At 70.0% G+C, this 24,783-nt stretch carries 21 protein-coding genes and 1 pseudogene; 10 read left to right on the top strand and 12 right to left on the bottom strand.

From position 1 onward, the window contains the following. Positions 1-456, top strand: coding sequence for a VOC family protein (locus tag K1T35_RS10785; protein WP_220260022.1), 456 nt, complete (start codon positions 1-3; stop codon positions 454-456). Positions 457-486: 30 nt separating this feature from the next. Here K1T35_RS10785 and K1T35_RS10780 read toward each other — a convergent pair whose 3' ends face one another. Both K1T35_RS10780 and K1T35_RS10775 read right to left on the bottom strand, forming a co-directional pair. Then, positions 487-1,254: an enoyl-CoA hydratase/isomerase family protein gene (locus K1T35_RS10780; RefSeq protein ID WP_220260021.1), complete on the bottom strand. Its 768-nt coding sequence runs from the start codon at positions 1,252-1,254 to the stop codon at positions 487-489. A gap of 18 nt (positions 1,255-1,272) precedes the next feature. Continuing rightward, entirely contained in the window at positions 1,273-3,594 is a 2,322-nt protein-coding gene (locus K1T35_RS10775; protein WP_220260020.1) for a CoA transferase, read from the bottom strand. A 158-nt stretch (positions 3,595-3,752) separates the two neighbouring features. Between K1T35_RS10775 and K1T35_RS10770 the strand changes: the two genes are divergently transcribed. Beyond that, on the top strand, positions 3,753-4,568 hold the full coding sequence (locus tag K1T35_RS10770) for an IclR family transcriptional regulator (RefSeq protein WP_220260019.1): 816 nt from the start codon (positions 3,753-3,755) through the stop codon (positions 4,566-4,568). Here the strand turns inward: K1T35_RS10770 and K1T35_RS10765 are convergent. Then, positions 4,504-5,112, bottom strand: a complete 609-nt coding sequence (locus K1T35_RS10765) for a TetR/AcrR family transcriptional regulator C-terminal domain-containing protein (RefSeq protein WP_220260018.1) — start codon at positions 5,110-5,112, stop codon at positions 4,504-4,506. The two genes, K1T35_RS10770 and K1T35_RS10765, sit on opposite strands and share 65 nt — an antisense overlap. A 66-nt stretch (positions 5,113-5,178) precedes the next feature. Here K1T35_RS10765 and K1T35_RS10760 point away from each other — a divergent pair, with 66 nt between their 5' ends. From K1T35_RS10760 to K1T35_RS10750, 3 genes are all read left to right on the top strand, one after another. Then, entirely contained in the window at positions 5,179-6,438 is a 1,260-nt protein-coding gene (locus K1T35_RS10760) for an FAD-dependent oxidoreductase (RefSeq protein WP_220260017.1), read from the top strand. A gap of 87 nt (positions 6,439-6,525) precedes the next feature. Then, a complete protein-coding gene (locus tag K1T35_RS10755; RefSeq protein ID WP_255621761.1) occupies positions 6,526-7,788 on the top strand; it encodes an MFS transporter in 1,263 nt (420 codons plus the stop codon). 29 nt (positions 7,789-7,817) lie between these two features. Beyond that, positions 7,818-9,026, top strand: coding sequence for a cytochrome P450 (locus tag K1T35_RS10750; protein ID WP_255621760.1), 1,209 nt, complete (start codon positions 7,818-7,820; stop codon positions 9,024-9,026). Between the two features lie 31 nt (positions 9,027-9,057). Here the strand turns inward: K1T35_RS10750 and K1T35_RS10745 are convergent, their stop codons facing one another. After that, the gene (locus K1T35_RS10745; RefSeq protein ID WP_220260015.1) at positions 9,058-9,693 is read right to left on the bottom strand and encodes a TetR/AcrR family transcriptional regulator; all 636 of its coding nucleotides are present in this window, start codon (positions 9,691-9,693) and stop codon (positions 9,058-9,060) included. Between the two features lie 79 nt (positions 9,694-9,772). Here K1T35_RS10745 and K1T35_RS10740 point away from each other — a divergent pair, with 79 nt between their 5' ends. Together K1T35_RS10740 and K1T35_RS49735 are read left to right on the top strand one after the other, a co-directional pair. Then, entirely contained in the window at positions 9,773-11,215 is a 1,443-nt protein-coding gene (locus K1T35_RS10740; RefSeq protein ID WP_220260014.1) for an MFS transporter, read from the top strand. An 8-nt stretch (positions 11,216-11,223) separates the two neighbouring features. Continuing rightward, positions 11,224-11,367 (top strand): annotated as a pseudogene (locus K1T35_RS49735) (FAD-dependent oxidoreductase); the annotation flags it as partial. Between the two features lie 208 nt (positions 11,368-11,575). On the opposite strand, the gene K1T35_RS10735 reads toward K1T35_RS49735, so the two are convergent. Both K1T35_RS10735 and K1T35_RS10730 read right to left on the bottom strand, forming a co-directional pair. Beyond that, positions 11,576-11,899, bottom strand: a complete 324-nt coding sequence (locus tag K1T35_RS10735; RefSeq protein WP_220260013.1) for a phosphopantetheine-binding protein — start codon at positions 11,897-11,899, stop codon at positions 11,576-11,578. A gap of 106 nt (positions 11,900-12,005) precedes the next feature. Beyond that, complete coding sequence (locus K1T35_RS10730; protein WP_255621759.1) at positions 12,006-12,476, bottom strand: helix-turn-helix domain-containing protein; 471 nt, start codon at positions 12,474-12,476, stop codon at positions 12,006-12,008. Between the two features lie 95 nt (positions 12,477-12,571). Between K1T35_RS10730 and K1T35_RS10725 the strand changes: the two genes are divergently transcribed. Both K1T35_RS10725 and K1T35_RS10720 read left to right on the top strand, forming a co-directional pair. Then, the gene (locus K1T35_RS10725; protein ID WP_370645341.1) at positions 12,572-13,390 is read left to right on the top strand and encodes an oxidoreductase; all 819 of its coding nucleotides are present in this window, start codon (positions 12,572-12,574) and stop codon (positions 13,388-13,390) included. A 49-nt stretch (positions 13,391-13,439) separates the two neighbouring features. Then, the gene (locus K1T35_RS10720) at positions 13,440-13,958 is read left to right on the top strand and encodes a nuclear transport factor 2 family protein (RefSeq protein WP_220260011.1); all 519 of its coding nucleotides are present in this window, start codon (positions 13,440-13,442) and stop codon (positions 13,956-13,958) included. Positions 13,959-14,081: 123 nt separating this feature from the next. Here the strand turns inward: K1T35_RS10720 and K1T35_RS10715 are convergent, their stop codons facing one another. Genes K1T35_RS10715 through K1T35_RS10700 form a run of 4 tightly spaced genes read right to left on the bottom strand, consistent with a single transcriptional unit; the run spans position 14,082 to position 19,124 of the window. Next, complete coding sequence (locus tag K1T35_RS10715) at positions 14,082-15,266, bottom strand: hypothetical protein (protein WP_220260010.1); 1,185 nt, start codon at positions 15,264-15,266, stop codon at positions 14,082-14,084. 50 nt (positions 15,267-15,316) lie between these two features. Further along, positions 15,317-16,105 (bottom strand): SDR family oxidoreductase, encoded by a 789-nt coding sequence (locus K1T35_RS10710; protein ID WP_220260009.1) that lies wholly within the window; start codon positions 16,103-16,105, stop codon positions 15,317-15,319. Further along, a complete protein-coding gene (locus K1T35_RS10705; RefSeq protein WP_220260008.1) occupies positions 16,095-17,066 on the bottom strand; it encodes a metal-dependent hydrolase in 972 nt (323 codons plus the stop codon). The genes K1T35_RS10710 and K1T35_RS10705 overlap by 11 nt, the downstream gene beginning before the upstream one ends. 42 nt (positions 17,067-17,108) lie before the next feature. Further along, positions 17,109-19,124 (bottom strand): alpha/beta fold hydrolase, encoded by a 2,016-nt coding sequence (locus tag K1T35_RS10700; RefSeq protein ID WP_220260007.1) that lies wholly within the window; start codon positions 19,122-19,124, stop codon positions 17,109-17,111. 86 nt (positions 19,125-19,210) lie between these two features. Between K1T35_RS10700 and K1T35_RS10695 the strand changes: the two genes are divergently transcribed. Next, entirely contained in the window at positions 19,211-20,263 is a 1,053-nt protein-coding gene (locus tag K1T35_RS10695) for an AraC family transcriptional regulator (protein ID WP_255621758.1), read from the top strand. Between the two features lie 15 nt (positions 20,264-20,278). Here the strand turns inward: K1T35_RS10695 and K1T35_RS10690 are convergent, their stop codons facing one another. Together K1T35_RS10690 and K1T35_RS10685 are read right to left on the bottom strand one after the other, a co-directional pair. Continuing rightward, positions 20,279-21,754 (bottom strand): carboxylesterase/lipase family protein, encoded by a 1,476-nt coding sequence (locus K1T35_RS10690; protein ID WP_220260006.1) that lies wholly within the window; start codon positions 21,752-21,754, stop codon positions 20,279-20,281. A 562-nt stretch (positions 21,755-22,316) separates the two neighbouring features. Continuing rightward, complete coding sequence (locus K1T35_RS10685; protein WP_255621757.1) at positions 22,317-24,701, bottom strand: ComEC/Rec2 family competence protein; 2,385 nt, start codon at positions 24,699-24,701, stop codon at positions 22,317-22,319. Positions 24,702-24,783 lie beyond the last annotated feature (82 nt).

The raw sequence follows: 24,783 nt of genomic DNA, 5'->3' as shown, positions 1-24,783 counted from the left end.
ATGACGACCGCCGAAGCAAGGCCGACCGAAGATCCAGCAGTGCAACCGGCACTCACCGCGATTCACCATGTCGGCATCACGGTCACCAACCTGGAGACGAGCGCCGTCTGGTACGAGCGAGTACTCGGCATCCGACGCCAGTTCCAGGTACGGCACTTCCGAAGCGACGCGGGCGGCTACACGATCGTGCTCGGCCCGCCCGACTCGTCGTTCACCCTGGGCCTCGATCACCATCCCGCGAATCCCGGAGACCGTTTCGACGCGACCCGGACGGGCCTCGACCACCTGTCCTTCGCGGTCGCATCCGTTGAGGCACTGCATGCGTGGGTGGCACATCTGCACAGCCAGGACGTCCGCAACTCCGGCGTGTATGACATGGAAGGATTTCCGGTGTCGCTGGTGACATTTTGCGACCCGGACGGCGTGCAGCTCGAACTCATCGCAAGCCACGGCTGATGACCTAGCCGCCGGCGACGCGCGGGCTCCTCAGTGACCGATGAAACGGGCCTCGCGTCTGTCGAGGAACGCCTGCAGGCCCTCCGCCGCATCGGCGGTGCGGGTGAGCGCCTGCACGCCCTTCTCCTCGCAGAGCAGCGCGTCCTCGATCGGGAGCCCCCACCCCTCGTCGACGACCCGCTTGAGCACGCCGATCGCGGCCGTCGGCTTCGCGGCGAGGCGGTGCGCCTCGGCGGCGAGCACGGAGTCGAACTCGGCGGCGTCGACCACCCGGTCGACGAGGCCGAGGTCGAGGGCCCGCTGGGGCGTGAGCCGCTCCCCCTCGATCATCAGGCGCTTCGCCAGGTGAGGCCCGACGAGCCGGGGAAGACGCTGGCTGCCGCCCGCACCGGGGAAGAGGCCCAGGGCGATCTCCGGGAAGCCGAAGCTCGCGGCGCTCGACAGGATCCGCAGGTCGCAGGCGAGCGACAGCTCCGCGCCCCCGCCAAGCGCGTGCCCGTTCATTCCGGCGATCACCGGCTTGGGCGCGAGCTCGATCGCCCGCTGCACCTCGATCCACCGGCGCATCGCGGCCTGGTTCTCCTCGGACAGGTCGCGCATGACGGCGATGTCCGCGCCTGCCACGAAGAACCGGCCGGTCCCGGTGATCACGATGCAGCGCACCTCCGGGTCGGCGGCCAGCGGCGGCAGCACGACGAGGAACTCCTCGATCATCGCGGGATCCACGGCGTTGGCCGGGGGCCGGTCGATCCGGACCGTGGCCACGCTCCCGTCACGGGTGATCCGAAGTACGGTCATCGCTTCCTCATTGCTTCCTCATTCGGTCACACCGGCGGCGGCGAGCGCGGCCAGCTCGGTCTCGTCGAGCCCCAACAGTTCGGTCAGCACGGCTGTGGTGTCCTGGCCGAGCAGCGGCGCGGGAGAGGTGAGCGCCCCGGGCGTCGCGCCCAGCCGCGCGACGATCCCCTCGTGCCGCACCGGGCCCGCGATCGGGTGCTCGAGCACCGGGTAGAAGCCGCGCGCCGCGAGGTGCTCGTCCCGGTCCACCAGGTCCTGGCCGGTGGCGACCAGCGCGGCCGGCACGCCGGCCGCTTGCAGGGCAGCGGCCGCCGCGACGGGGTCGCGCTGCGCCGTCCACCCGGCGAGCGCGGCGTCGATCGCGTCCTCGGCCGCGCGGCGGGCGGCCAGGTCTGCGGCGGCGGGGACACCGAGTCCGCCGGTGACCCCGACGAGCGCGCGCCACTGGGCGTCGTCCAGGACGGCGATCGCGACCCATCGGTCCTCGCCCGCGGCCGGGTACACCCCGTGCGGCACGGCCCGGACCGAGCGGTTCGGGTGCTCCGGCGTGCGGTGGTCCGCCCCCACGGGCGGGAAGGCCGCCTCGGCGACGGCGGGCCCGATCGATGCGGCCATGGCCTCCAGCTGCGAGAGGTCGACGTGCCCGCCGCGCTGGTCGGCGAGCAGGGTCAGCGTCGCGAGGACGGCGGCGTTCCCCGCGACCATGTCGCCGAGCCCGAACGTGAGGCCCTGGGGCGACCCGCCCGGGTCTCGCGTCTCGCTGGAGAGCCCGGACATCGCCGCGAGCGTGTCCGCGAACGTCACGGCGTTCCGCCACGGCCCGGTCTGCCCGACGCCCGCCATCGACACGAGGACGACGTCCGGGTTGAGCTCCCGCAGGGACGCGTAGTCCATCCCCCACTTCGCCAGCACGCCCGGGCTGAAGTTCTCGACCACCACGTCGCAGTGCGGCACGAGCTCGCGCAGCAGCCGCGCGCCCTCGTCCGTCCGCAGGTTCAGCGCGACGCTCCGCTTGCCGCGGTTGAAGTTGAGGAAGTACGCGCTGTCGTCCGGACCCGCGTTCTCCCGCAGCCGCATCGACGGCGAGAACCGTGTCGGGTCCTGCCGGTGCCTCGACTCGATCTTGACGATCTCCGCACCGTGCTCCGCGAGCTGCTTGGTCACGTACGGGCCGGCCAGCACCCAGGTCAGGTCCAGCACGCGGACGCCGTCGAGGGGGCGAGCACCGGACGGCCGTGGTCGTCGCCCACGCGGCTCGGTGTGCGTCCACGCCCGACCGGCGGGTGTCTCGTGCAGCGCGTGCAAGCGCACCGGACGCGGCACACGTGGCGCCTCCCACGGGAAACCGGCGTCCTCGACGACACCGGGCAGGTCGTCACCCGCCACCGAGACGAAGAACTGCCGGTCGCGCAGCTGCGGGTTCTCCGTGAGCTGCGCCGGTGGAACGACCTCGGCCCACGGCAAGGCGCGCGCCCGGCCCTCCTCGGCGACGGCCCCCGCGCCGCGCTTGGCGACGAACCGGGTGACGACCTCGTCGACGTACGGCCGGCCCTGCCAGCGCACGACCGGATCGCTCCACTTCTCGTCGACCAGGTCGGCGGCCTCGCCCTCCTCGGCCATCCACGCCAGTAGGTCGGTCCACATCCGGTTGCTGCCGGAGTAGCCGCCGGCCACGAACCCGTCCGACGCGGCGAAGATCCGGTGCGCGACGTGCTCGAAGACCCCACCGTTGCGGACCGGGAACCGGCCGGCGTGGATCCAGGCGATCGCGCCCGTCTCGAGGGTGGCGGCCACGGCCTCCTGGCCAGAGATGTCGATGAGTTGGCCCGCTCCTCTCCGGTCGCGGGCGACCACACCGAGCAGCGCGGCGATGGCCGCATGCGTGCCCGCGACCTGGACGGCCTGCTCGCGCGGCGGCGGCTTCGGCGGACCGTCGGCGCGTCCGCCGAGCCACGTCATCCCGCCGGCTGAGGCGAGGACGAGGTCGTCGGCCAGCCAGTCGCGGTGCGGTCCGGTCAGCCCGAACGGGGTGACGACGACGTGCACCGCGTGGGGCCAGCGGGACGTGCCGTCCGCGCGCACGCCCCGCAGCGCGGCCACCGGGCCGCTCTCCAGCACGACGTCGGCCCCTGCCGCGAGCTCGTCGAGCACGCGCTCGCCCGTCAGCCGCACCCACCGCTTGCCGGCGTGCCAGTGGATGCGGGCCGCGGCGTCGAGCTCCTCACCCGGGTCGACCCGCGCGACATCGGCTCCGATGCCGACCAGCAGGCGCGCCCCCTGGAAGGCGAGTCCGTCGGTGAGGTCGAGAACCCGCGGCGGCGGCGAGGTGTGTTCGGGCATGCTCCGACGCTAGGTCCCGGACCGGCCGCGCCCGAAGTCTTCGGTCCGCTGAGCAGAACCGCGAACTGTTCCCTGAGATTAACGGAATCCCGCGCAGCGCTGACCCGGCCCGAGCACACAATGCGGTGAGCCCACCACAGTCATCGAGAGGTCCCCGCATGACTTCGCTCGCCGTCGACAGTCCCGAACCCGGCTGCCCGAAGTCCGTCCTCGGCAAGGCCCAGCTCCTTCTCGGTGCCTTCGGGGCCGGCGCGTTCCGGCTTCGGCTGACCGAGCTCAGTCACAGGTCGGGCGTACCCAAGGCGTCGGCCCACCGGCTGGCACAGGAGCTGGTGCAGTGGGGGCTGCTCGAGCGCGTCGGCGACCAGTACCAGCTCGGCATCAAGGTCTTCGAGCTCGGGCAGCGCGTGCCCGTCTCGGCCGTTCTGCGCAAGGTCTCCCGCCCCTTGCTCGTCGACCTCTTCGCAGCCACTCGGGCCGCCATCCACCTCGCGGTGCTCGAAGGTGGCCACGTGCTCTACGTGGAGAAGGTGGCCGGCGAAGCGAACGTGCGCACCCACTCGGAAGTCGGCGGACGGCTGCCGGCGACCTGCACGGCAACGGGCAAGATCCTCCTCGCGGTGCGCCCCGAATCCGCCGCGGTGCTCGATCGGCTCGAGAAAACCGGCCTTGCGCGCCCGACCGCCCGAAGCGCGGCATCTCCGAGTGAGCTGAAGGTTCAGTTGGCCGAGTTCCGGAAGAAGGGCTACTCGGTCGAGCGGGAGGAGACACTGGTCGGCTACGGGAGCATCGCCGTGCCCGTCCGCGGGTCGGACAGCGAGGTCTACGCCGCGATCTCGGCAACGCTCCCCATCAACCGGCTGCACGTGGCACGCCTGGTGCCCCAGCTGCACGCGACCGCGGTCGGAATCACACGAGCCGTCGAACGGCACACCGCTGCCGCTCGACCTGTTGCACCAGCCCGGACAGGATGAGCGCCATGCCGGCCTCGAACGCCGACTGGTGGTCGATCTGTGGGACGTCGGGCATCCGGTCGGCGCCGGGGGCCTGACCCATATCGCTCTGCTCCTCCAGGACGCTGCCGACGGTGAATCGGCTCGCGGTCAGCATCGCCATCTGGGCGGCGCGCTCCGGTACACCGGACGCGGTCAGGAACGCCATCTTCGCGGCGAGCCTGGCGAGATCTGCCTCGCCGGGGAACGACCCGGCGTGGAGCCGTGCGCCATCGCGGCGCAGCAACAGCGTCCGCCGGAAGCTGCGCGTGTTCTCCAGGAACCATGCGCGCCAGTCGTCGGCGGAGGTGGGCAGCGGTGCCTCCGAGTGCGGGGCCATCGCGGCCTCGGCCATCGCGCCCAGCAGGTCCTCCTTCTTGCGGAAGTGCCAGTACAGCGACGGCTGCTCGACGCCGAGCCGCTTCGCCAGTGCCCGCGTGCTCACGGCACTGAGGCCGACCTCGTCGAGCAGATCGAGCGCTTCGCCGACGACGGTCGCACGGTCGAGTTTCGGAGGTCTGGGCACCTTGACAGCCTATCACCGATAGGCAACTCTTGGGTTCTCTATCACCGATAGGTTGGAGCCTTCGTCATGAAAGCCGGAGCGAGAACTCGCCCCGTCAAGGTCCTCGTCTGCGGCGCCGGGATCGCAGGGCAGGCGCTGGCCTACTGGCTCGCGCGGAGCGGTCATCGCGTGCTCGTCGTCGAACGCTTCCCGGCGCTGCGCGCCACGGGCGCCCAGGTCGACCTCCGCGGTCAGGGCATCGAGGCGCTGAAGCGGATGGGACTGCTCGACGCGGTCAGGGCCAAGCTCGTCGACGAGGCGGGAGTCGCCTTCGTCAACGAGCGCGGCAAGCCGCGAGCGACGATCATGGCCAACACCTCGGGCCGCGGCCGCCAGACCCTCACCTCCGAGTACGAGATCATGCGCGGAGATCTGGTGCGCATCCTCAACGACGCGACCAAGGACGACGTCGAGTACGTCTTCGGCGTCAGCGTGGAACGCATCGAGCAGGACGAGGAGAAGGTCGTCGCCCATCTCTCGGACGGCTCGTCCGACGAGTACGACCTCTTGGTCGGGACGGACGGACAAGGGTCGCGCATCCGCCGCGCCGTCCTGCCCGATGGCGCGCCCGAGCCCTACTGGCGCGTCGGTATGCACATGTCGTACTGGTTCGTTCCGCGCATCGCGTCGGACAGCAACATCCGGGACACCTATCTCGCCCCGGGTGGCCGGCAGATCATGCGCAGGAGCCACAACCCGACCGAGACGCAGGTGTACTTCGTGCTGAGGGAGGCCTCCGCGGAGGCCTCAGCCGTGCACCGGGAGCCTGTCGAGACCCAGAAGATGTTCTGGGCCGAGAAGTTCCGGGACGCGGGCTGGCAGACCGAGCGGTTCATCGAAGGGATGCAGACGACCGCCAGCTTCTACTCCCAGGAGGTCCTGCAGGTCCGCACCGACACCTGGTCCAAGGGCCGGGTGGTCCTGGCCGGGGACGCTGCGCACTGCGCTTCCCCCTACAGCGGCATGGGAGTCTCCGGTGGCCTGGTCGGCGCGTACGTCCTGGCCGGCGAGATCGCTAGGCACCCCGACGACCTGCCGACGGCGTTCAAGAACTACGACGTCGTTCTCCGGCCGTTCGTCGACAAGATCCAGGCCGAGGTGAAACCACGGCTGCTGGCACTGGGCCTGCCCAAGAGCCGACTGGCGATCAATGCCTTTCTCACCGTGTCGGGCCTGGCCACATCGCTGCACATCCCCGATATCGCCGCGCGATTCGCGTCGGAGGACAGAGGCGGCGCATGGGAGTTGCCCGAAAGTAGCCCTCCGGTTCGACCCGCTGCTCCCTGAGTCGAGTGCCACACACTGGCGCATCTTCACGACTATTCGGCATTCGAGCAACAGGATGACATGACAGCATCGCCACCGTCCACCACCGTGACCGAGTTCGCGGAATCTCGCACCTCTACCCAGAAGGGTCCACGCGGTTTCATCGCAGCTCTCTCCGCTGCCAATCTCGGCGTCTTCCTCGCGACCACGACGCCGCTCGTCGTCACCCTCGCATTCAAGATCGATCACATCTCGGATTCCCCCGAGGACGCGACCGCGAATTTGGCGCTCGTCATCAGTGTCGGAGCAATGGTCGGCCTCATCGTCAGCCCGCTCGCCGGACGGCTGTCCGATCGCACGACCTCGGCCTGGGGGATGCGCCGCCCCTGGATCCTCGGCGGAGCCGTCGTGACACTGGCCGGCCTCTGGGTGGTCGGCATCGCAACATCGGTATGGGTCGTCCTCCTCGCATGGTGCGTCGTCCAGGGTGCAAGCAACGCAGCCTTGGCCGCCGCCAGCGCGACCCTGCCCGAACATGTCCCTCGCCACCATCGCGGCCTGGCGTCCGGCATGATCGGCGCCGCGACGCCTGTCGGCGTCCTCGTCGGTGTCACGATCGTGAACTTCCTCGATGACGATGCGTTGCGCTTCATCGTGCCGGCGGTCATCGGAAGCGTACTGACCGTCTGGTTCGTCTTCACCCTCAAAGATCACGTTCTGCCCGAGAAGCCATCGACCGGCCTGAGCCTTCGGCAGATCTTCGGCTCGTTCGTGTTCAATCCGGCCAAGCATCCCGACTTCGCCTGGACCTGGGCGGCGCATTTTGTCGTCATGTTCGGCTACGGAAGCATCGCCAGCTACCTCCCGTACTACCTCAGAGACCGGTTCGGCTTCGACGAGCAGGCTGCGCTCGCGACGATCCTCCTCGCGAACGCCATCACTTTCGCCACGATGATCGTCTCCAGCCTGGCCGGGGGTTTCCTCTCTGACAGATTCCGCAAGCGCCGACTGTTCGTCGCGCTGGCCGGAATCATCATCGCCATCGGCCTGGCATTGCTCGCAACTGCCCCGAACATCACCACGGTGCTGATCTCCCACGCGATCATCGGTGTCGGTGCCGGGTCCTTCTTCTCCGTGGCACTCGCACTGGCGACGGACGTGCTCCCGGACACCGACGAAACCGCGAAGGATCTCGGCCTGCTGAACGCTGCCGCGTCTCTGCCACAGTCGATCGCGCCCGCGACCGCGCCCGTGATCATCGCGTTCGGAGCGGCGACGCCACTCGGTGGCTACACGTTCTACTACCTGGTCTGCGCCGTGTTGGCACTCACTGCCGCAGCAATGATCTACCGCGTGAAAAGAACCACATGACGAAGTCGATCCCGATGATTTGGAGTTCCGTGGCAGCCACGAACCGACCCGAGCCCGTCAACATGGAACGACACCGCTACGGCCCCGGCCGCACCCTCGTCGAACACGCAGCGGAAGAGCGACCGACGCGGATCCAGACCGCGACCGGCAACCCCGCGTGGCTGGTGACCCGCTACGAGGACGTGCGCCTCGTGCTCGGCGACTCGCACCGGTTCAGCAGCGCAGGCAGATCGACCGCAGCCCCGTCGGCGAATGATGGTGCCGGCAGAGCAGCGCCACCAGTCGTGGACGCGGCGTCGTTCATGGTCGGCCAGGATCCGCCCGAACACACTCGCCTCCGTCGGATGCTGACCCCGGAGTTCACCCTGCGCCGCATTCGCGCGTTGGAGCCCCGGGTGCGATCCATCGTCGATGAGATGATCAAGGCCATGGAGGAGGAAGGTCCGCCGGTGGACCTCGTCCAGAAGTTCGCGCTCCCGATACCGTCACTGGTGATCTGCGAGTTGCTGGGTGTGCCGTACTCCGATCGGCAGAAGTTCCAGCACCTGTCGGCGGTTCAGCTGCAAGTGAACGTGTCCCCGGAGGAGCGGAACGAGGCGTTCCTCGACCTGCGCTCCTACATGTCCGACCTCATCGCAGAACACCGACGGGTGCCCGGCGACAACCTCATCGGGATGCTGATCCGGGAACACGATGCTGACATCAGCAACGACGAGCTCGTCGGCATCGCGCTGCTCCTGCTCATCGCCGGCCACGAGACGACGGCGAACACACTGGGCGCAGCCGCCGCGCTCCTGCTCGAGAACCCGGCGCAGCTCGCGAAGTTCCTCGACGATCCCGATCGCATCGACGGCACCGTCGAGGAGCTGCTCCGCTTCCTCACGCCACTGCACTCAGGTATCCCCCGAACGGTTCGGGAAGACACCATCGTCGGCGGACAGCCGATGGCCGTCGGCGATCAGGTCGTGGCGTCCTTGCCGATGGCCAACCGGGACCCATCGCTCGTCGACTCCCCCGACAGCTTCGACGTCGAACGCAAGCCGACGTCGCACGTCGCCTTCGGCCATGGGATCCACCACTGCATCGGCGCACCCTTGGCCCGGATGGAGATGCGCGTTGCCCTGTCGGCGCTGTTCGAATCCTTCCCGAACCTTCGCCTGGCGAACGACCCGAAGGACATCTCCTTCCGGCGCCTGACTGCCGTACACGGCGTCGAGGAACTCGTTCTCACGTGGTGACCGTGCCGGCAGCCGGGCCTGCCCTGATCGCTCAGCGGTAGGCACGGAGGAACGCGTCGACGCCGTCGGTGATGATCTCCTGGATCTCCGACCTGCTGACAGCGCCCGCCGGATCCTGGTCGATCGCATCGATGACGAGGCGCATGGTCAGGGCGACGAAGTGCTGCACGGCACGGCGCGGATCGCTCACCTTGAGCTCGCCGTCCGCCGCGAGCTGCGCGAACCGCTCCTCCAGGATCCGTTCGGGCTCCTCGCTCGACCTGTCCGGCAGTCGTGGCGCCGACGCCGCTTGGGCATTCAGGCACCGGAAGGTCGCGTAGGTCGACGACGGGACGGCTTCCGTCGTCAGCCGCTGTACGAAGGCGAGCAGGGCGTCGCGCAGATCCCGCCCGTCGGTGAGCTCCTGCTGGGTTGCTGTGCGCACGGTCGCGAGCAAGGCGTCGTCGACGCGTTCGACGACGCTCCGAAAGAGGGACTGCTTGTCACCGAAGTGGTCGTAGACGGTGCGTTTGGACACCGCGGCCCGCGCCGCGATGGCATCGACGCTGGTGAGCTCGTATCCGGAGGAGACGAACAGCTCCTCGGCCGCGTCGAGGATGGCTGCCCGCTTGGTCTCGGCCCGCCGCCGCCGGCCCGGTGTCTGCCAGGCCGATCTCGGAGTCGCCACGCCCTCATCATATTCTCAGTGTTTCCACACTGCACGGTGTAGTTTCAATTTCAGTGCCCGCCGCAGTGAGGAGCCCTTCATGCAGGAGAGCAGAACCGGCGGCACCGGTGCCGGACTGCACGCGGGATGGAACGGGCGTCTCGTCGGCTTGGTCGCCGTCCTGGCCCTGGTGAACTTCATGGTCGACTCGGCGATCACCGCCCCGCTGCTCGTGCTCCCGGAGATGCTCGACCACTTCGCGACCGATCAGGCGGCGTGGCTCAACGCCAGCGCGATGCTGGCGGGAGTGATGTGGGCACCGCTGCTGGGAAAGAGCGCCGACGTCCACGGCAAGCGCAAGGTGCTCGTGCTGACGTTGCTCGTCAGCGGCGCGGGCGCCGTCGTGTGCGCCGTTGCCCCCAGCATCTGGGTGTTCGTGCCGGGACGCCTGTTGCAGGGCGCGGCCGTCGCCGCCATGTTTCTCGCCGTCGCGATCGTGCGTGACGTGTTCGCGGACCGCACCGCGATGGTCGTCGTGGGCGTCGTGACCTCCGGTTCCGCAGTGCTCAACATCGCTTCCAGGTTCCTCGTCGAGCGGCTGGCCGCGGAGTTCGGCTTCCAGGTCCTGTTCGTGGTCGCGGCCGTCGTCGCGGTCGCGATGGCGGTCTGCGTGGTCCTCGTCATCCCCGAATCCCGGGTCAGGACGCCGGGCCGGATCGATGTCGCAGGCGCGCTGCTCCTCGGCAGCGGGCTGGCCGGGGTGCTGAGCTACATCAGCCTCGGGTCGGAGTTCGGCTGGCTCGCGGTCGGTCCGCTGGCGCTCCTCGTCGCAGGCGCCGCGGCACTGGCCCGGTGGTTCCTGGTGTCGAGCCGCAAACCTGAACCCCTGATCGACGTCCGGAACCTCGGCCTACCGCTGGTGCTGACGCTCCTCGTCCTCTTCCTCGCCGCCGGTTCCTACCAGAGCGTGCTGCAGCTCATCCCGCTCATCGCCGACGTCTCGGCGGGCCAGCAGCTCGGCTACGGGCTCGCCGACCAGGGATCGGTGGCGCTGTTGCTCGCCCTGCCCGCGATCGGCGTCACTCTCGGGGGCCCGCTGTCCGGTCTGCTCGCGGCGCGCATCGGGCCGGCCGTGACGCTGGCCGGTGCCGTGCTGCTCGGGCTGGCGGGCATCCTCGGGATGTTCCTCGGGGCCTCCCAGCTGCCCGCCGCGCTCGGGTCCGCGTTCCTGCTGGGTCTCACGGTCGGAGCGCTCGGGACAGCCGGCTTCAACATGGCGGGCAGCCTGGCGGGCCCCGACCGGCAGGGCGTCGTGGCCGGCCTGGTGATGGTCGTGATCGCGATCGGTTCGGTGGTCCTGAACTTCGTGGGTGCGGCGGTACTCACGTCCACCACCGCCGTCGTCGACGGCGACACGGTGAACACCGCCGCGGGCGTCTTCGGCTGCATCGTGATCGCCGCCGTCGCGTTCGCGGCCGCCGCGGTGCTGGCCGTCAAGTTGGTGCGCGGATCGCCGTCGGTCCGCTCGGAGTCGAGGAGTTGAGGAGGAACATGGCAACAGCGACGAAGGGCACGGTCCTGGTATCCGGCGCGAGCATCGCCGGCCCGGCCTTGGCGCACTGGCTGCACCGGTACGGGTTCGCGGTGACGGTGGTGGAGAAAGCTCCCGGAGTGCGCGGGGGCGAGTATCCGATTACGAACGCGACACCCGCGGATTCGTCGAGCTGAACCAGGCGCAGATCGGCGAGGGCAGCGCGGCGCTCTTCCCGGTCACCGCCGAGGCCATCGCGCAACGCAACGAGCGGCTCCGCGGCCTCACCACCCTGCCACCGGAAACCGGACGGCCGGCCCACACCGCCCTCGCGTTGCCGGCCTTCCCGAACGGCGGGACTGCTTCGTGAGTTCAGCTGCTGTCCGAATCGGTGGCGGACTCGACGGCCTCGGCCAGCAGCTGGGAGAGGCCGTCCACCGTCGGGTTCTCCATGATCGTGCGCACCGGAACACGCAGCCCCAGCTCGGTCCGCAATCGGGACGACATCCGGACCGCGAGCATCGAATGCCCGCCCAGGGCGAAGAAGTCGTCGTCGGGGTCGACCCGTGGCACCCCGAAAAGCTCACGCCAGACCGCGGCGACGACGGCGGTGGTCCCGGTTCGGACGCCGCTGGACTCGTTCTCGGCGGTGGCGCTCTCGGCCCTCGCGGAGTACTCGCCGCCCCGCCCCGGCAACCCCGACCGGGGCCATTGCGCCGCGGCCTGCGTCGCCGTCTGCGTTCGGTCATCATCTTCTCGCTCGGGGCAGGAACTGCTCCAAACCGGCCGCCGGAGCCGCCGGTCAGGCGTCGGCAGGTTCGGCGTGGACGCTGTCGCGAGTGACCGGCCGGCCGCAGTGGTGGCAGAGCAGGTCGACTTGGAGCGGCTGGCCGCAGGAATGCCGGCGGGTGAGGGCCGGGGTGTCCACCGCCCACCTGTCGCCCCACAGGGACAGAGCGAGCATGACCGGGAACAGTTCCCGGCCTGCCTCGGTGAAGTGGTACTCGTGGCGGGGCGGGTGTTCGCTGTACAGCCGGCGTTCGACGACGCCGGCAGCCTCCAGCTTGCGGAGCCGGTCGGCGAGGATGTCGCGGGACACCCCGGTGTAGCCGGCGATACGGGCGAAGCGGTGCACGCCGTAGCCGATCTCGCGCAGGGCCAGGAGCGACCACCGCTCGCCGAGGACCTCCAGAGCGCCGGCGAGTGAGCAGGGACGAACCCCCAGGGGCTGCTCGGCCATCCGGATGCCGGGGCGCGGGTCGGGATCGGTCATCACCTCACCCTAACCCGGTGTGTTGTCATTTCCAACTCACTGGTCTACGGTACGGCCAGTCAGTAGGAAATCACAACACACCACTTCTGGAGATCATGATGCCGACGACCCGCCCGGTGGCACTCGTGACAGGCGCGTCTTCCGGCATCGGGAGGGAAGCCGCGCTCGCGCTGGTCGAAGCCGGTTTCGACGTGGTCGGCACCAGCCGCGACACCTCGCGCGTCACCCCGCTGGACGAGGTGACGTTCCTCGACCTCGACGTGGCCAGTGACACCTCGGCCACCGCCGCAGTCCAGCAGGTGATCGAGCGGTTCGGGCGGATCGACGTCCTGGTCAACAACGCCGGCATCGGCTCGATCGGCGCGGCCGAGGAAACCTCCCTCGCGCAGGCCCAAGCGGTCTTCGACATCAACGTCTTCGGAGTCATGCGCATGGTGAAGGAGGTCCTGCCGCACATGCGCGCCCGGGGACGCGGGCGCATCATCAACCTCTCGTCCGTACAGGGATTCATCCCCGCGCCCTACATGGCCGTCTACGGCGCCTCCAAACACGCGATCGAGGGCTACTCCCAGTCCCTGGACCACGAGGTCCGCCAGTACGGCATCCGGGCACTGCTCGTCGAACCCGCTTACACGAGGACCGGTTTCGAGGCCAACAGCACGCAGCCCGACACTCCGCTGCAGGTGTACGCGCAGCAGCGCCAGATCTTCGGCCGCGTGATGGCGGCCGCGATCAAGAACGGCGACGACCCCGCCATCGTCGCCAAGGTGATCGTCACGGCGGCGACGGCCCCGAAGCCGAAGCTGCGCTACACCGCCGGCACCCTGGCCGGACGCGCCAGCACACTGCGCCGCTTCGTTCCCGCCTGGGCCTTCGACAGTCAGATCCGCAAGCTCAACCAGCTCGCCGGCTGACACTCGCCCGACCCACAACCCCAACGCACCGTTCGTACCGGGAGAGCCCGTGCTGGACACCTCACACTCCGCCGCCACGACCGTCGCCCGCTGGCGCGCCGCCGGGGAAGGCGGTGACGTCGACGCCGCGGTCGCGTGCCTGAGCCAGGACGTCGTGCTCAGCTCGCCGCTCACCGAGCAGTTCCGCTTCGAGGGACCTGACCAGCTGCGCGACTTCCTGGCCTCGGCGTTCACCGCGGTCGAGGACATCCGCTTCCACACCGAGACCGGCCAGGGCGACACGTACGTGCTGGTCTACCGAGCGCGGGTGGGATCCCAGCCGTTCGAGGAGGCGCAACTGCTGCGGCTCGACGACGAGGCACACATCAGGGAGATCACGCTCTTCGGGCGTCCGATGCCGGCCCTCACCGCCCTGATGATCAGCGCGGGGTCGGAGCTCGCCCGCCGGCAGGGCCGCCGGGGCGTCGCGGCGCTCATGCGCGCCAGCGCCACACCGGTGCACGCGATGGTCACCTTCGGGGACCATCGCGTGGTCCCCCTGACCCGGCCCGGAGCCAGGCCGACCTGAGAGAACTCAGCGTGTCGACGCCGCTTCCGTCCGGGTTCACCACCGCCCACGCCAACACCCGCGGCGCGTCGCACTCGACGACATGCGAAGTGGACCCGCCCCTGCCGGAGATGAAGATGCGCATCACGCGCCGTGGCGCAGGCTGCCGTGGACGAAGGTCGGGCTGGTCCCAGGGCTGAGCACCGGCCGGGCGGTCAGCTCGCTGGTGGGGAAGAACTGCATGAACCGGCTGTCCCGCTCGGAGCGGTCGACCAGGGTCTTCTCCACCACGCAGGAGTTGTACTGCGCCGCTGTGGTCTCCAGCACGTTGGCGTTGATGATCACCTCTTGGCCCCAGGTGCCGGCCCAGCCCTTCACGCCGGGGATCTTGCTGTGCTCCGGCGTGAGGCACTCGGTGGCGATCATGTTCTCCGACAGCGCCCACACCCCGGTGTCGGTGTTGAGGACCAGGGTCTGGTTGCCGGTGGCGTGCCCAGGGGTGCGGATGATGGCCACCCCGGGGGCCAGCAGCCGGTCGCCGTCAATGGCCAGGATCCGCTCGGGGTCCAGATCGACGTAGGTCTCCGGCTGATACCACGGCCGCTGCAGCGGGTGCAGGTCCCGCATGGCCTCCAGTTCGGTGCGCTGCACCACCAGCTTGGCCTTCGGCAGCCAGGCCGGCACCGGCGCGTCCGGCGAGATGTCGGCCTGCGGCTCGGTGGTGCCGATCAAGTGGCGCACGTCCTGGGTGTGCAGGTGGTCGAAGGCCACATAGTCCACCTCGGCCGCATCGATGCCCACCTCCGCGAGGCGCTCGAGCACCGTTGCCTTGAAGTGGACCATGGTGCCCAGCAGCGGTTTGGGGGTGCGGGCCGCCAGTGCGGCGAAGTAGGGGGTGTTGCCATCCAGCTCGGTGTCGCTGGGCTCCCACAACAGGGTCCGGCGTCGGCCGTCGGAGTCGGTCCAGCGCACGATCACCAACCGGTTGGTGATGAACAAGAACGGCGAGGGGGACGCCGGAGCGCGCCACAGCCCGAACTTGGTCGGGTACGGCAGCGTGACCAGATCGTGGGTAGACACGTGCGCGGGGGTGCCGGTGGCGGAGAACTCACGTCTGAAGTCGGCCGCGGCGGTGCGGGCGATCCGCAGGGCCGCACCGGGGCCGCCCTCGGTGTTGTGGATGCGCTCCAAGGTGGTGATCGGCGCGCCCAGCTCGACGACATCCGGGACGGGGATGGCCAGCGGGCGGGCCTGGGCCGGAGGGGCGACGAGGGGTGCAGTGGGCAGGGGGTTGAGCCGCTTGCGCGCGGCGGTGGGGGTCGCGGCCATCGAGGGTCTCCTGATCGAGATGTTGCCCGGTACTCGGGGGCGGATGCAGGTCAGCGGGAGAGTCTGTTGAACATCTCGCGGGTCACCCAGGAGGGGACCAGCCGGTTGACCACTGCGGTGGCCTGGGTTCGGCGGCCGACGATGCGGTGGGGGTGAGGCAGTCGGGGCCGATGCTCGGCCGCGGCGAACACGGCCTTGGCCACCTGCTCGGCCGTCAGGCTGCCCGAGAGCCGTTTGATGCGGGTGCCGGGCATGGACACCGCACCCATGTCGGTGGCCACGAAGGTCGGCAGAACATCGCACACCCGGATGCCCTGACGGGACCATTCCAGGTCCAGGGCCTCGGTCATGGAGCGGACCGCAGCCTTGGTTGCCGAATAGGTGGCCAGGCCCGGTACGCCGTACATGGCGCTGGCCGAGCACACGTTGACCACGACCGCGCCCGGGGTGCGCTTCAGGTACGGGAAGGCGGTGTGGCAGCCGTTGAGCATGCCTCTGAAGTTGACCTCCACGATGGCGGTATGCCGGACCAGGGGCACCTCGGCGAAGTCGCCGGTGGTGAGGATGCCGGCGTTGTTGACCAGCACGTCGAGCCGCCCGCCGGATGCGGACCAGAACTGCTCGAGGCGGGCCCGCCAGGCGGCGGGGTCGGCCACGTCCAGTGCGCCGGAGGTGGTGGTGTCCTCGCCGGTGGCGGCGATCTCCTTGGCGGCGTGGGCGGCGCCATCGGCGTCGATGTCGTACAGGCCGACGAAATAGCCGGCGGAGGCGAAGCGCTCGGCGGTGGCGCGGCCGATGCCGCGGGCGGCCCCGCTGATGAAGACGGCCTTACGGCTCATGAATCTCCTTGGGCTCGACCGGCGGGCCGTTGATAGCCCGGGCCGCCGGCGAGCTCGCCAGATACGCCAGTGCCTGGGCGGTGGAGCCGTGCTCGATCGGGTGGTACTTGGGGTTGAGGAACTCCGGGATGGCCCCGAAGAGCAACTTCGGACGTGGCAGCAGCCCTTGGGTGGCGATCCGGCGCCACTCGCGCAGCACCTGCACGTCACGCAGCCTGCCGCGGTAGCGGCGTTTGGTCGGCTCGTCCACGGTGGGGTCGGCCAGCATCAAGAACGCCGCGCCGTCGATCAGCAGCCTCATCAAGCTCGGGAAAACCAGCGTCATCATGACGGTCTGGCGGAGCGGGTAGTTGCCGGAGATGTGCTGGTAGGTGTCGAAGGCCACCGCACGGTGTTCGACTTCTTCCGCGCCGTGCCAGCGCAGCAGGTCCAGCATGACCGGATCGGCCCCGACCGCATCCAGCTCCTCGGCATCCAGGAGCCATTGGCCCAGCACCGCGGTGAAGTGCTCGAGACCTGCGATGGCGGCGATCCGGGCCTCCAGCCACCGGTTGCGCAAGGCGCGCGGAGCGGTGTCGTCGCTGAGGATCTGGCTGAAGACGTGCTCGGCGCGCTGCATGTAGGTCGTGCAGTCCATCCCTTGGGCCTGCAGGTGGTCCAAGGCGGTGGTGTGGGCCACGGCATGCACGCCTTCTTGGCCCATGAAGGCGCGGACCTGCTCGCGGAGCAGCTCGTCGGTGATCCGGGGCAGGATCTGCCGGAAGTCGTGGATGAACCAGCGCTCCAGCGGGGGCAGCAGCATGTGGAACACGTTGATCAGGTGGCCGGGGAACGGATCGTCGGCCTTGACCCAGTGCAGCGGGGTGTTCGACCAGTCGAAGCTGACCTGGCGCACGGTGGCAACCGCGGCGTGGTCCTCAGCCGGCGAGGTGGGGACCGGGGCGTCTTCAGGCGGGTTCATGGGAGTGTCTCCAGGGGTGGGTCAGCGACCGACGCGGGAATGTCACAGGTCGTAGTTCACGACGACGGTGGGAGTGGTCGGCCGCGCTTGGCAGGTCAGCACGTAGCCTTCGGCGATCTCGTCGTCGTCCAGGGCGTGGTTGGCCGCCATCTCCACGCTGCCGCTGCAGACCTTGGCTCGGCAGGTGGCGCATGCTGCGGCCAGGCAGGAGTACGGCATGTCGCCGCGGATGCGCATCGCCGCATCCAGGATCGTCTCCGTACCGGGCACCAGCGGGAACGCGGTCTCCTCCTCGTCGAGGATCACGGTGACCTCGCTGGGCGTCGCCCCTGCGGGGGCCGTGGGTTCTTCCACCCCGGGCTGGCGGGTGGACCCGGCGACGAACAGCTCCAGGTGCACGTGCGTGGAATCGGCCCCGTGGGCCAGCAGGGTGTCGCGGGCGGGCAGGGCCATCGGCTGCGGCCCGCACAGGAACCACTCGTCGGCGTCCTTCGGCGGCACGAACTCCTCGAACAAGCCGGCCAGGCGCTCGGGGGTCAGCTGCCCGGCGGCCACTTCCCGGTCGGCGAGGATCGGGCTGTCGGCCGGCTCGTCGCTGAGGAAGTGCCGGATACGCAGCCGGTCAGGGTAGCGGCGCTGGAGTGCGGCCAGCTCGTCCCGGAACATGATCGAATCCCAGGTCCGGTTGCCGTACATCAGCGTGCACCGGCTTTTTTCCTCCTCCTCGAGCACCGTGGCCAGGATGGACAGGATCGGGGTGATGCCCGAGCCGCCGGCGATGCCCACGTAGTGTTTGGCATTGGCCGGATCCAGTTCGGTGAAGAGCCGCCCGGTGGGCGTCATGATCTCCAGCACGTCCCCGACCTGCAGCTGCTCCATCGCGTAGGTGGAGAACGTCCCGCCCGGCAGGAGCTTGATACCGATGCGCAGTCGACCGGAGCTCACCGGTTCGCAGATCGAGTAGTTGCGGCGCACGCCCTCGCCCCCCAGGTCGGTCTGGACGGTGATGTGCTGGCCCTGGGTGAACCGGTAGGCCGCACGCAGCGTCTCGGGCACGGCGAAGGTGACCGCCACACTGTCGGCGGTCAACCGCTCGATCTCCGCGACGCGCAGCGGGTGGAACGTGCCGTGACGCGGCTTCTTCGGCGGCGCATGGGCCTGCTCGCGCTGGGCGCGATCCTCGGTGACCTCGACCAGCTCGGTGATCCAGGCGGCCAGCCGCTCGGGGTGGGTCAGCTGGATCCAGTGCCCGGCCTCGGGCAGGTCCCGCCGCCACAGGTCGGGCAACCGGGAGGCGGTCTCCTCGTACATCCTCGGGGCCACGCACAGGTCATGGCCGCCGATGATCATCTGCACCGGGACCTCGGTACGCCCCTCGCCGGGGTGCAGCAGCTTGTGAGTGAAGTTGGCCCGGTACATCCACATACCGCGCTTGGCGTCTCCGGCATTCGGGCCGGCGTACTCGGGGCTGGGGCGGATGCCCTCGCGGCGGCGCATCAGGCCGAACCAGGCCCGTCCGGCCCTGGACAGCCACGCCAGCGGGACGATCCCGGGCAGGTGGAAGGTGCAGATGTACCAGGAGCGGGTCGCCTGGCCGGCCAGGGTGGCCAGCCGGCGCGGGTTGGGGCGGCTCAGGCTGTTGCGGATCCACCGGGAGGCATGGTCCAGGCACGGGGCGCCGAAGGCGGTGTAGGAAGCGAATCGGCGGGCGATGCGGGTGCCGGTGACGGCTTCCCAGCCCTGGATGGCTCCCCAGTCGTGGCCGACCAGGTGCACCTTCTTGCCCGGGGCGGTGATGTCCAGCACGGCCTTGAGATCGCCGACCAGCCGGCCGAGTTCGTAGCCGCCGTAGGACCAGCCCGGCTCGGAGCGACCGGCCCCCCGCACGTCGTAGGCCACCACGTGGTAGCGGTCGGTCAGGTACGGCAGCAGTGGGTTCCAGACCTCGCAGGTGTCGGGGTAGCCATGGACGAGCACCACGGTGGGCGCATCCGGCTCGCCCCATTCGCGGGCGTGGAGCCTCACCCCGCCACTGCCGGAGATCCGGTGTCGCTTCATTGCTGCACTCCTTGGACCCACGGGGCCGTCGGCTGCTGCCAGGACCTCGACGCTAAAGACCGCCGGCGGTTCATGGGAGCCGCTCCGTGGCCAAGGATTTAACATTTCCGGACAGGCTCAAGGAGGCGTCGATGACCGATTGGGATCTGCCTCGCCCACCCGCCAGCGCACTGGTGCTGACCGGACTGGGCATGGAGTACGGAGTGCCGCGGGATGTCAGCTTGCGTGGAACCCGCCTGGTCCCGGACGCACTCGGTGACCCCCGGACCGTCGTGACCGCCCACCAGGAGCTGCAGATCATCCGCAACCTGCTCACAGCCGTTGGCGAGGACGTGCCGTTGGGCATCGAGGCAGGGATGCGTTACCACCTGACCACGCACGGCATCTGGGGCTTCGCGCTGTCCAGCAGCCCCACCCTGCGCACCGCGATCGCCGTCGGCCTGCGGTTCGTGAACCTGACCTTCGCTTTCACCCGGATGTCCGCCATCGAGCAGGACAACGGGATGAAACTGGTGCTCGACGGCTCACACCTGCCCTCCGATGTCCGCCGCTTCCTGGTGGAACGCGAACTGGCCTCGGCCGTCCACCTGGCCCGCCAGCTCTTGTCGGACCCGAGCGCCGTCATCGGGGTGCACTTCCGCCACCCCGCACCCGCTGCGACCGCACCGTATGTGAAGGCGTTCGGCGTGCGGCCGACCTTCGACGCCGCCGGCAACGCCGCCATCGTCCTCGCCGAGCTGCTCGACCGTGCCTTGCCGCAGGCCGATGCCCACACCGCAGCGGTCACCGAAGCCCAGTGCCGCCGGCTGCTGGCAGACCGGCGGGCCCGGGCCGGCATCGCCGGCAAAGTGCGCGATCGCATGGTGGCCCAGCCCGGGGCCATGCCCAACATCGAGACAGTGGCCGCCGAGCTGCACATGAGCTCCCGCTCCTTGCGGCGGCGCCTGACCGCCGAAGGCACCTCCTACCGCGCGCTGGCCGATGAAGTCCGCGAACACCTGGCCGAGGAACTGCTGGCCACCAGAGCGCTGAGTGTCGGAGAGATCGGCAGCCGCCTCGGCTATGCCGCCACGCCGGCCTTCACCACCGCGTTCAAACGCTGGAAAGGCATATCGCCCCGGGCCTATGTGCCCCGCTGAACCATTGTGTGCGGTTCAGACTTCACCGCGATCGAGAATGAGCGGCATGGTCGACCAGAACGAACATGCGTGCTCCGCCATGAAGTCGCCTATCGGACTGAGACGGCTGCCGCCCGGCTGGAGCGTCATCATGGTGTCGGTCAGCCGAGGCCAGGATGCCTGACCCTGACCAGAAGGGTGGTGGGTCTTGGTGAATTCGCCCCAATACGTGATCACCTCGTCGGACAGTTGCCACTGCGCCGGTGTGAAGCGGGAAGAGACATTCTCGCGGCTGTCCGGGAACCAGTACGCCAGGTCGTATCCGTGCGATGCGAGGAACTCGTAGCCGTCGAGAATGCTCGGTGCCGGCACGTTCGGATCGTCGAACTGGTAGTAGTAGGTCGGTGTCTGTGACGCGAAGCTCTTTGCCAGAGTAGCGTTCGTGCAGCCGCCCAGGCCTCGCATTCCGCTGTCGGTGATGAGGTCGCCGATCACGTAGGGGATCGCATACGCTCCGCTGTACTTGTCGACCGGGTAGACCTTCAACACGGCATCGGCGTTGTCGGGGCCAACGAGTCGTGTGACCCAGGCCCTGTAGTCGGCAGCGGTGAATGTGGTGAAGGCCGTCCCGGCTGACCGGCCCTCGTTCCGGGTGCTGCCGAGCATGATCGGGACACGGTTCCAGTCACCCGCTGCGATCTTCTCGTTGGCCGGCCGTGTGGCTACAGGGCTCCAGTTGCCTCCCGCCGCGGTGAGTTCGGCCGGCGTCTTCGACCGCAGGCACTCCGCCACCTTCGCCGACTCGGTGCATCCCACCTTCTTGGCCAGATCCTCCGCGCGGGCAAGGGCCTGACTCGGGGTGTCGACGTCGTGGAGGCAGTCATCGCTGCTCAAGATGGCGGCGCTGTACAGCCCTTTGGTCGTGGGGTCGGCAAGCAATTGGCAGGTGTTCGTCGCCCCGGACGACTGGGAGGCCAACGTCACCTTGGTCGGGTCGCCGCCGAACGCGGTGATGTTGCGCTGGACCCACTCGAGCGCCGCCTTGGAGTCCATGAGGCCGTAGTTGCCTGCCTGCCCCGTGGAGGATTCCTTGGCAATGGCCGGATGATCCAAGAAGCCAAGGGCGCCGAGCCGATAGTTGAAGGTGACGACGATGACGCCGTTGACGGCGGCGATCCGCCCACCATCGAAGCCGTTGGCACTCCCGCCCGTGTTGTTGCCTCCATGGGCGTACACCATGACCGGCAGCGATGCGGCGCGTGCGGTGTGGGTAGGCCGATACAGATTCAGGTACAGGCAGTTTTCGGTGCCAGTGGTGCCCTGCGGGCAGATGGGAGGCGCGACGGTGCCATCGCGCACTTCCCGCCAGGATTCCGCCCGCGTCGGAGGCTCCCACCGCAAGGCGCCCTCCGGAGGCGCCGCATAGGGGATGCCGAGGAAGACCTCGGCGTCGAGTGACGTTGCAGGGATCTGTGTGGACGCCCCTCGGATGGCACCGGTCTCCGTCTCCACGACGCGTGCAGGGTTTGCTGCAGTGCAGGCCGGCGTGGCCATCAATCCGAAAGCCACGCCAGCGACAGCCACAAGGGCAGAGATGCGCCCACGAGGAGAGAGGGACATGCGGCTCCTTGATGTTCCTGCTTCGCAAATGGAACCTGCAGGCTATGGGTGCAGGATCCCAGGGCGGAGGTGTCCAACCGTGGGCCTACAACTCGTAGGGTTGCGCTGACGGCGGTACCGACGAAGGTCGTCAGCCCGCGTCCGCCTCGCACGTCGACGATCCGTCCCGATCGGGCCGACTTCGCCGAGCCGTTGCGGCGTACCCGCCGGCCGGTTCACCGGCGGTGTCCTTCGTGCGGCCTCAGTGCAGATCAAACCTTTGCGGAGCCTGTGACTGACGTCACCGTTTTGTTCATTTTGTGCACGGCAGATGGGGACCGGCCGTCTCGGCCACACCGTGCGCTACTGGCGCGCCCGGAAGGACGTCGCCCACATCCGGTTCGAGGCGATCGGGGCGCCGTGAATCATGCCGGCCAGCTTCCTCAACAGCCAAGGGACCCGCCCCCGGCCGTCCTCATCGCGGAGCTGGGAGCGGTGAGCCGCGGGACGCGAGCTCGAGGTCGGCTGAGCCGCCGACCACAGCGACGTCGCCGGCGAGGTCGGTGCGGCGGACCGTGGCGCCGGCCCGCTCGAGACCGCCGACGAGACCGGGATCGGGATGCCGGTAGCGGTTGCCGGCGCCGACGCTCACCAGCACCGCCCGCGGGGCCACCGCGTTCAGGAACGCCACCGATGTGTAGCGGCTGCCGTGGTGCGGCATCTTCAGGACGTCGGCGCGCAGGTCGGCGCCGGACGCGAGGAGGTCGGCCTGCGCGGCGAGCTCCACGTCGCCGGTGAGCAGCACGGAGCCCGCGGGGGTGCGGGCGCGCAGCACCAGCGACCCGTCGTTGACGGCCGTGCCGTCGTCGCCGTCGACGAACGCGGCGGGGTGCTGTGGGCCGATCACCTCGAGGGTGAGCGCAGGCCATTCCAGCCGGTTGCCGGCGGCGAGTGCCACGAGGGGCACGCCCGCGTCTGCTGCCGTGCCTGCGACGTCCCGCAGCGCCCACCCCGGCTCACGCACCGGGCCGACCCCGACGACCCCGGCCGTGCGATCGCGCAGCGCGCCCGCGAGGCCACCGACGTGGTCGGCGTGCAGGTGGCTGAGCACGACCAGCGAGATCCCCTGCACGCCGAGCCTGTCGAGACAGGCGTCGACCGGGCCGGGGTCGGGGCCGGCGTCGACCAGCACCACCCAGCCGGGACGGCCCGTGGCGAGCACGACGGCGTCGCCCTGGCCGACGTCGCAGGCGACTACCGCCCATCCAGGAGGCGGCCATCCCGGTGGCACGATGCGCGTGGGCACCAGCACGAGCGCGAACCCGAGCGCGACGGCGACGAGCAGTGCCTGCCACCGAGGCGACCGGCCGAACCACAGCAGCCCCAGCACCAGCAGGCCCAGCAGCGCGGCGCCCGGTAGCCCACCCGGCCAGTCGAGCACCGCACCCGGCACGGCCGCTGACCGGTCGGCCACCAGCACCAGCCACCAGAGGGCCGGCCCGGCCGCCCACGCGCACACCTGCGCCGGCAACGCGGCGAGTGGCGAGAGCACCGCGGCAAGCACGCCCAGCACCGTGGCCGGTGCGACGGCCGGCACGGCGAGCAGGTTGGCGACCACCGCGACCGGGCTCACCTGCGCGTTCAGCCCCGCGACCAACGGAGCGGTGGCGAGGAACGCCGCCGCCGGCACGGCGAGCGCCTCCGCGCCCCACCGCGGCACACCGCGCCGCTGCAGTGCGGCGGACCAGCCCGGCGCGAGCAACACGAGCGCGGCGGTGGCGAGCACCGAGAGCGCGAATCCGGGATCGACGGCGAGCGCCGGATCGGCCAGCAGCAACACCATCACCGCCGCCGCCAACGCGGGCAGCGCGGACCGCCCCCGCCCGATCGCCAGCGCGAGTAGCACGACGGCAGCCATCGCCGCGGCGCGCACGACGCTCGGCGACGGCCGCGCGAGCACCACGAACCCGAGCACGGCGGCCGCGCTGACGGCGGCGGAGAGCCGGGGATCGGCCCGCAGCACGCGTAGCAACGCGAGGACCGCACCGGCCACGATCGCGAGATTCGCCCCGGACACCGCGAGAAGGTGGCTGAGCCCAGCCGCCCGGAAGTCGGCCTCGACTTCCGCGGTGAGCAGGCTCGTGTCTCCCACGGCCAGGCCCGGCAGCAGCCCACCCTGCGCGGGCGGCAGCACCTGCGCAGCTTCCCGCAGCCCGGCCCGCAGCCCGCCCGCCGCGTGCTGCCACCACGGCGGCGGCTCGACCTCCCCCGGCGGGCCGCGGACCCGCAGCACCGCGACCGTGAGGTCGCTGCGCCCGGCCGGGGCGAGCAGCCCGTGAGCGGTGGCGGCCTGGCCGGGGAGCAGCACCGACCATTCGTCGGCGGGCGCGATCAGCAGGACCCGGCCGCCCACGGCCCACGCGTCGGCGCCGACCTCCGCCCGTTCCAGCGCCGCCGGCACGACCACCTGGCCCGCCCGCCCTGGCTGCGCCCCGTAGCCGGCGGTCCGGATCGGCCGCGGGTCGTCGGCGACGACCACCCGCATGGCCGCGGCGGCGCCTCGTTCCGCGGGAGCGCGCAGCGGGTGCCGATCGACCAGCAACGCGTGCGCGGTGACGACGAGCGCGGCAGCCCCCGCACAGCCACCTGCGGCGAGGACCCAGGGTGCTCCACGGCGCCGCACCACCGTGACCCCGACGAGCAGCACGCATCCGATCAGCATCGCCACGCCTGCGATCGGCCCGAGCCCGATGCCCAGCAGCACGACGGCCCACACCGCGAGCGCGGCGGGCACCAGTCGCAGGTCGGGTGGCCGCGGCGGATCGAGATCAGGGATCGGCGAGCGAGCGGGGAGCGTCACGCGATCGACGCTACGAGCGATCCGGTGCGTCGAGCGGGGTTCGCGCGAACCTGTGGATGGCCGAACCCCGAGGTGGACAACT

It is taken from the genome of Pseudonocardia sp. DSM 110487 (assembly GCF_019468565.1).
Taxonomy (GTDB): Bacteria; Actinomycetota; Actinomycetes; order Mycobacteriales; family Pseudonocardiaceae; genus Pseudonocardia.
This window is presented reverse-complemented; position numbering and strand designations above follow the sequence as displayed.

Bases quoted from the DNA above. Each gene is read 5' to 3' on its own strand.
- K1T35_RS10725 (WP_370645341.1), top strand. From the start codon at position 12,572: ATGATGCCGACGACCCGCCCGGTGGCACTCGTGACAGGCGCGTCTTCC.
- K1T35_RS10780 (WP_220260021.1), bottom strand. From the start codon at position 1,254: ATGACCGTACTTCGGATCACCCGTGACGGGAGCGTGGCCACGGTCCGG.
- K1T35_RS10730 (WP_255621759.1), bottom strand. From the start codon at position 12,476: ATGACCGATCCCGACCCGCGCCCCGGCATCCGGATGGCCGAGCAGCCC.
- K1T35_RS10760 (WP_220260017.1), top strand. From the start codon at position 5,179: ATGAAAGCCGGAGCGAGAACTCGCCCCGTCAAGGTCCTCGTCTGCGGC.
- K1T35_RS10700 (WP_220260007.1), bottom strand. From the start codon at position 19,124: ATGAAGCGACACCGGATCTCCGGCAGTGGCGGGGTGAGGCTCCACGCC.
- K1T35_RS10710 (WP_220260009.1), bottom strand. From the start codon at position 16,105: ATGAGCCGTAAGGCCGTCTTCATCAGCGGGGCCGCCCGCGGCATCGGC.
- K1T35_RS10715 (WP_220260010.1), bottom strand. From the start codon at position 15,266: ATGGCCGCGACCCCCACCGCCGCGCGCAAGCGGCTCAACCCCCTGCCC.
- K1T35_RS10740 (WP_220260014.1), top strand. From the start codon at position 9,773: ATGCAGGAGAGCAGAACCGGCGGCACCGGTGCCGGACTGCACGCGGGA.
- K1T35_RS10705 (WP_220260008.1), bottom strand. From the start codon at position 17,066: ATGAACCCGCCTGAAGACGCCCCGGTCCCCACCTCGCCGGCTGAGGAC.
- K1T35_RS10770 (WP_220260019.1), top strand. From the start codon at position 3,753: ATGACTTCGCTCGCCGTCGACAGTCCCGAACCCGGCTGCCCGAAGTCC.
- K1T35_RS10785 (WP_220260022.1), top strand. From the start codon at position 1: ATGACGACCGCCGAAGCAAGGCCGACCGAAGATCCAGCAGTGCAACCG.
- K1T35_RS10775 (WP_220260020.1), bottom strand. From the start codon at position 3,594: ATGCCCGAACACACCTCGCCGCCGCCGCGGGTTCTCGACCTCACCGAC.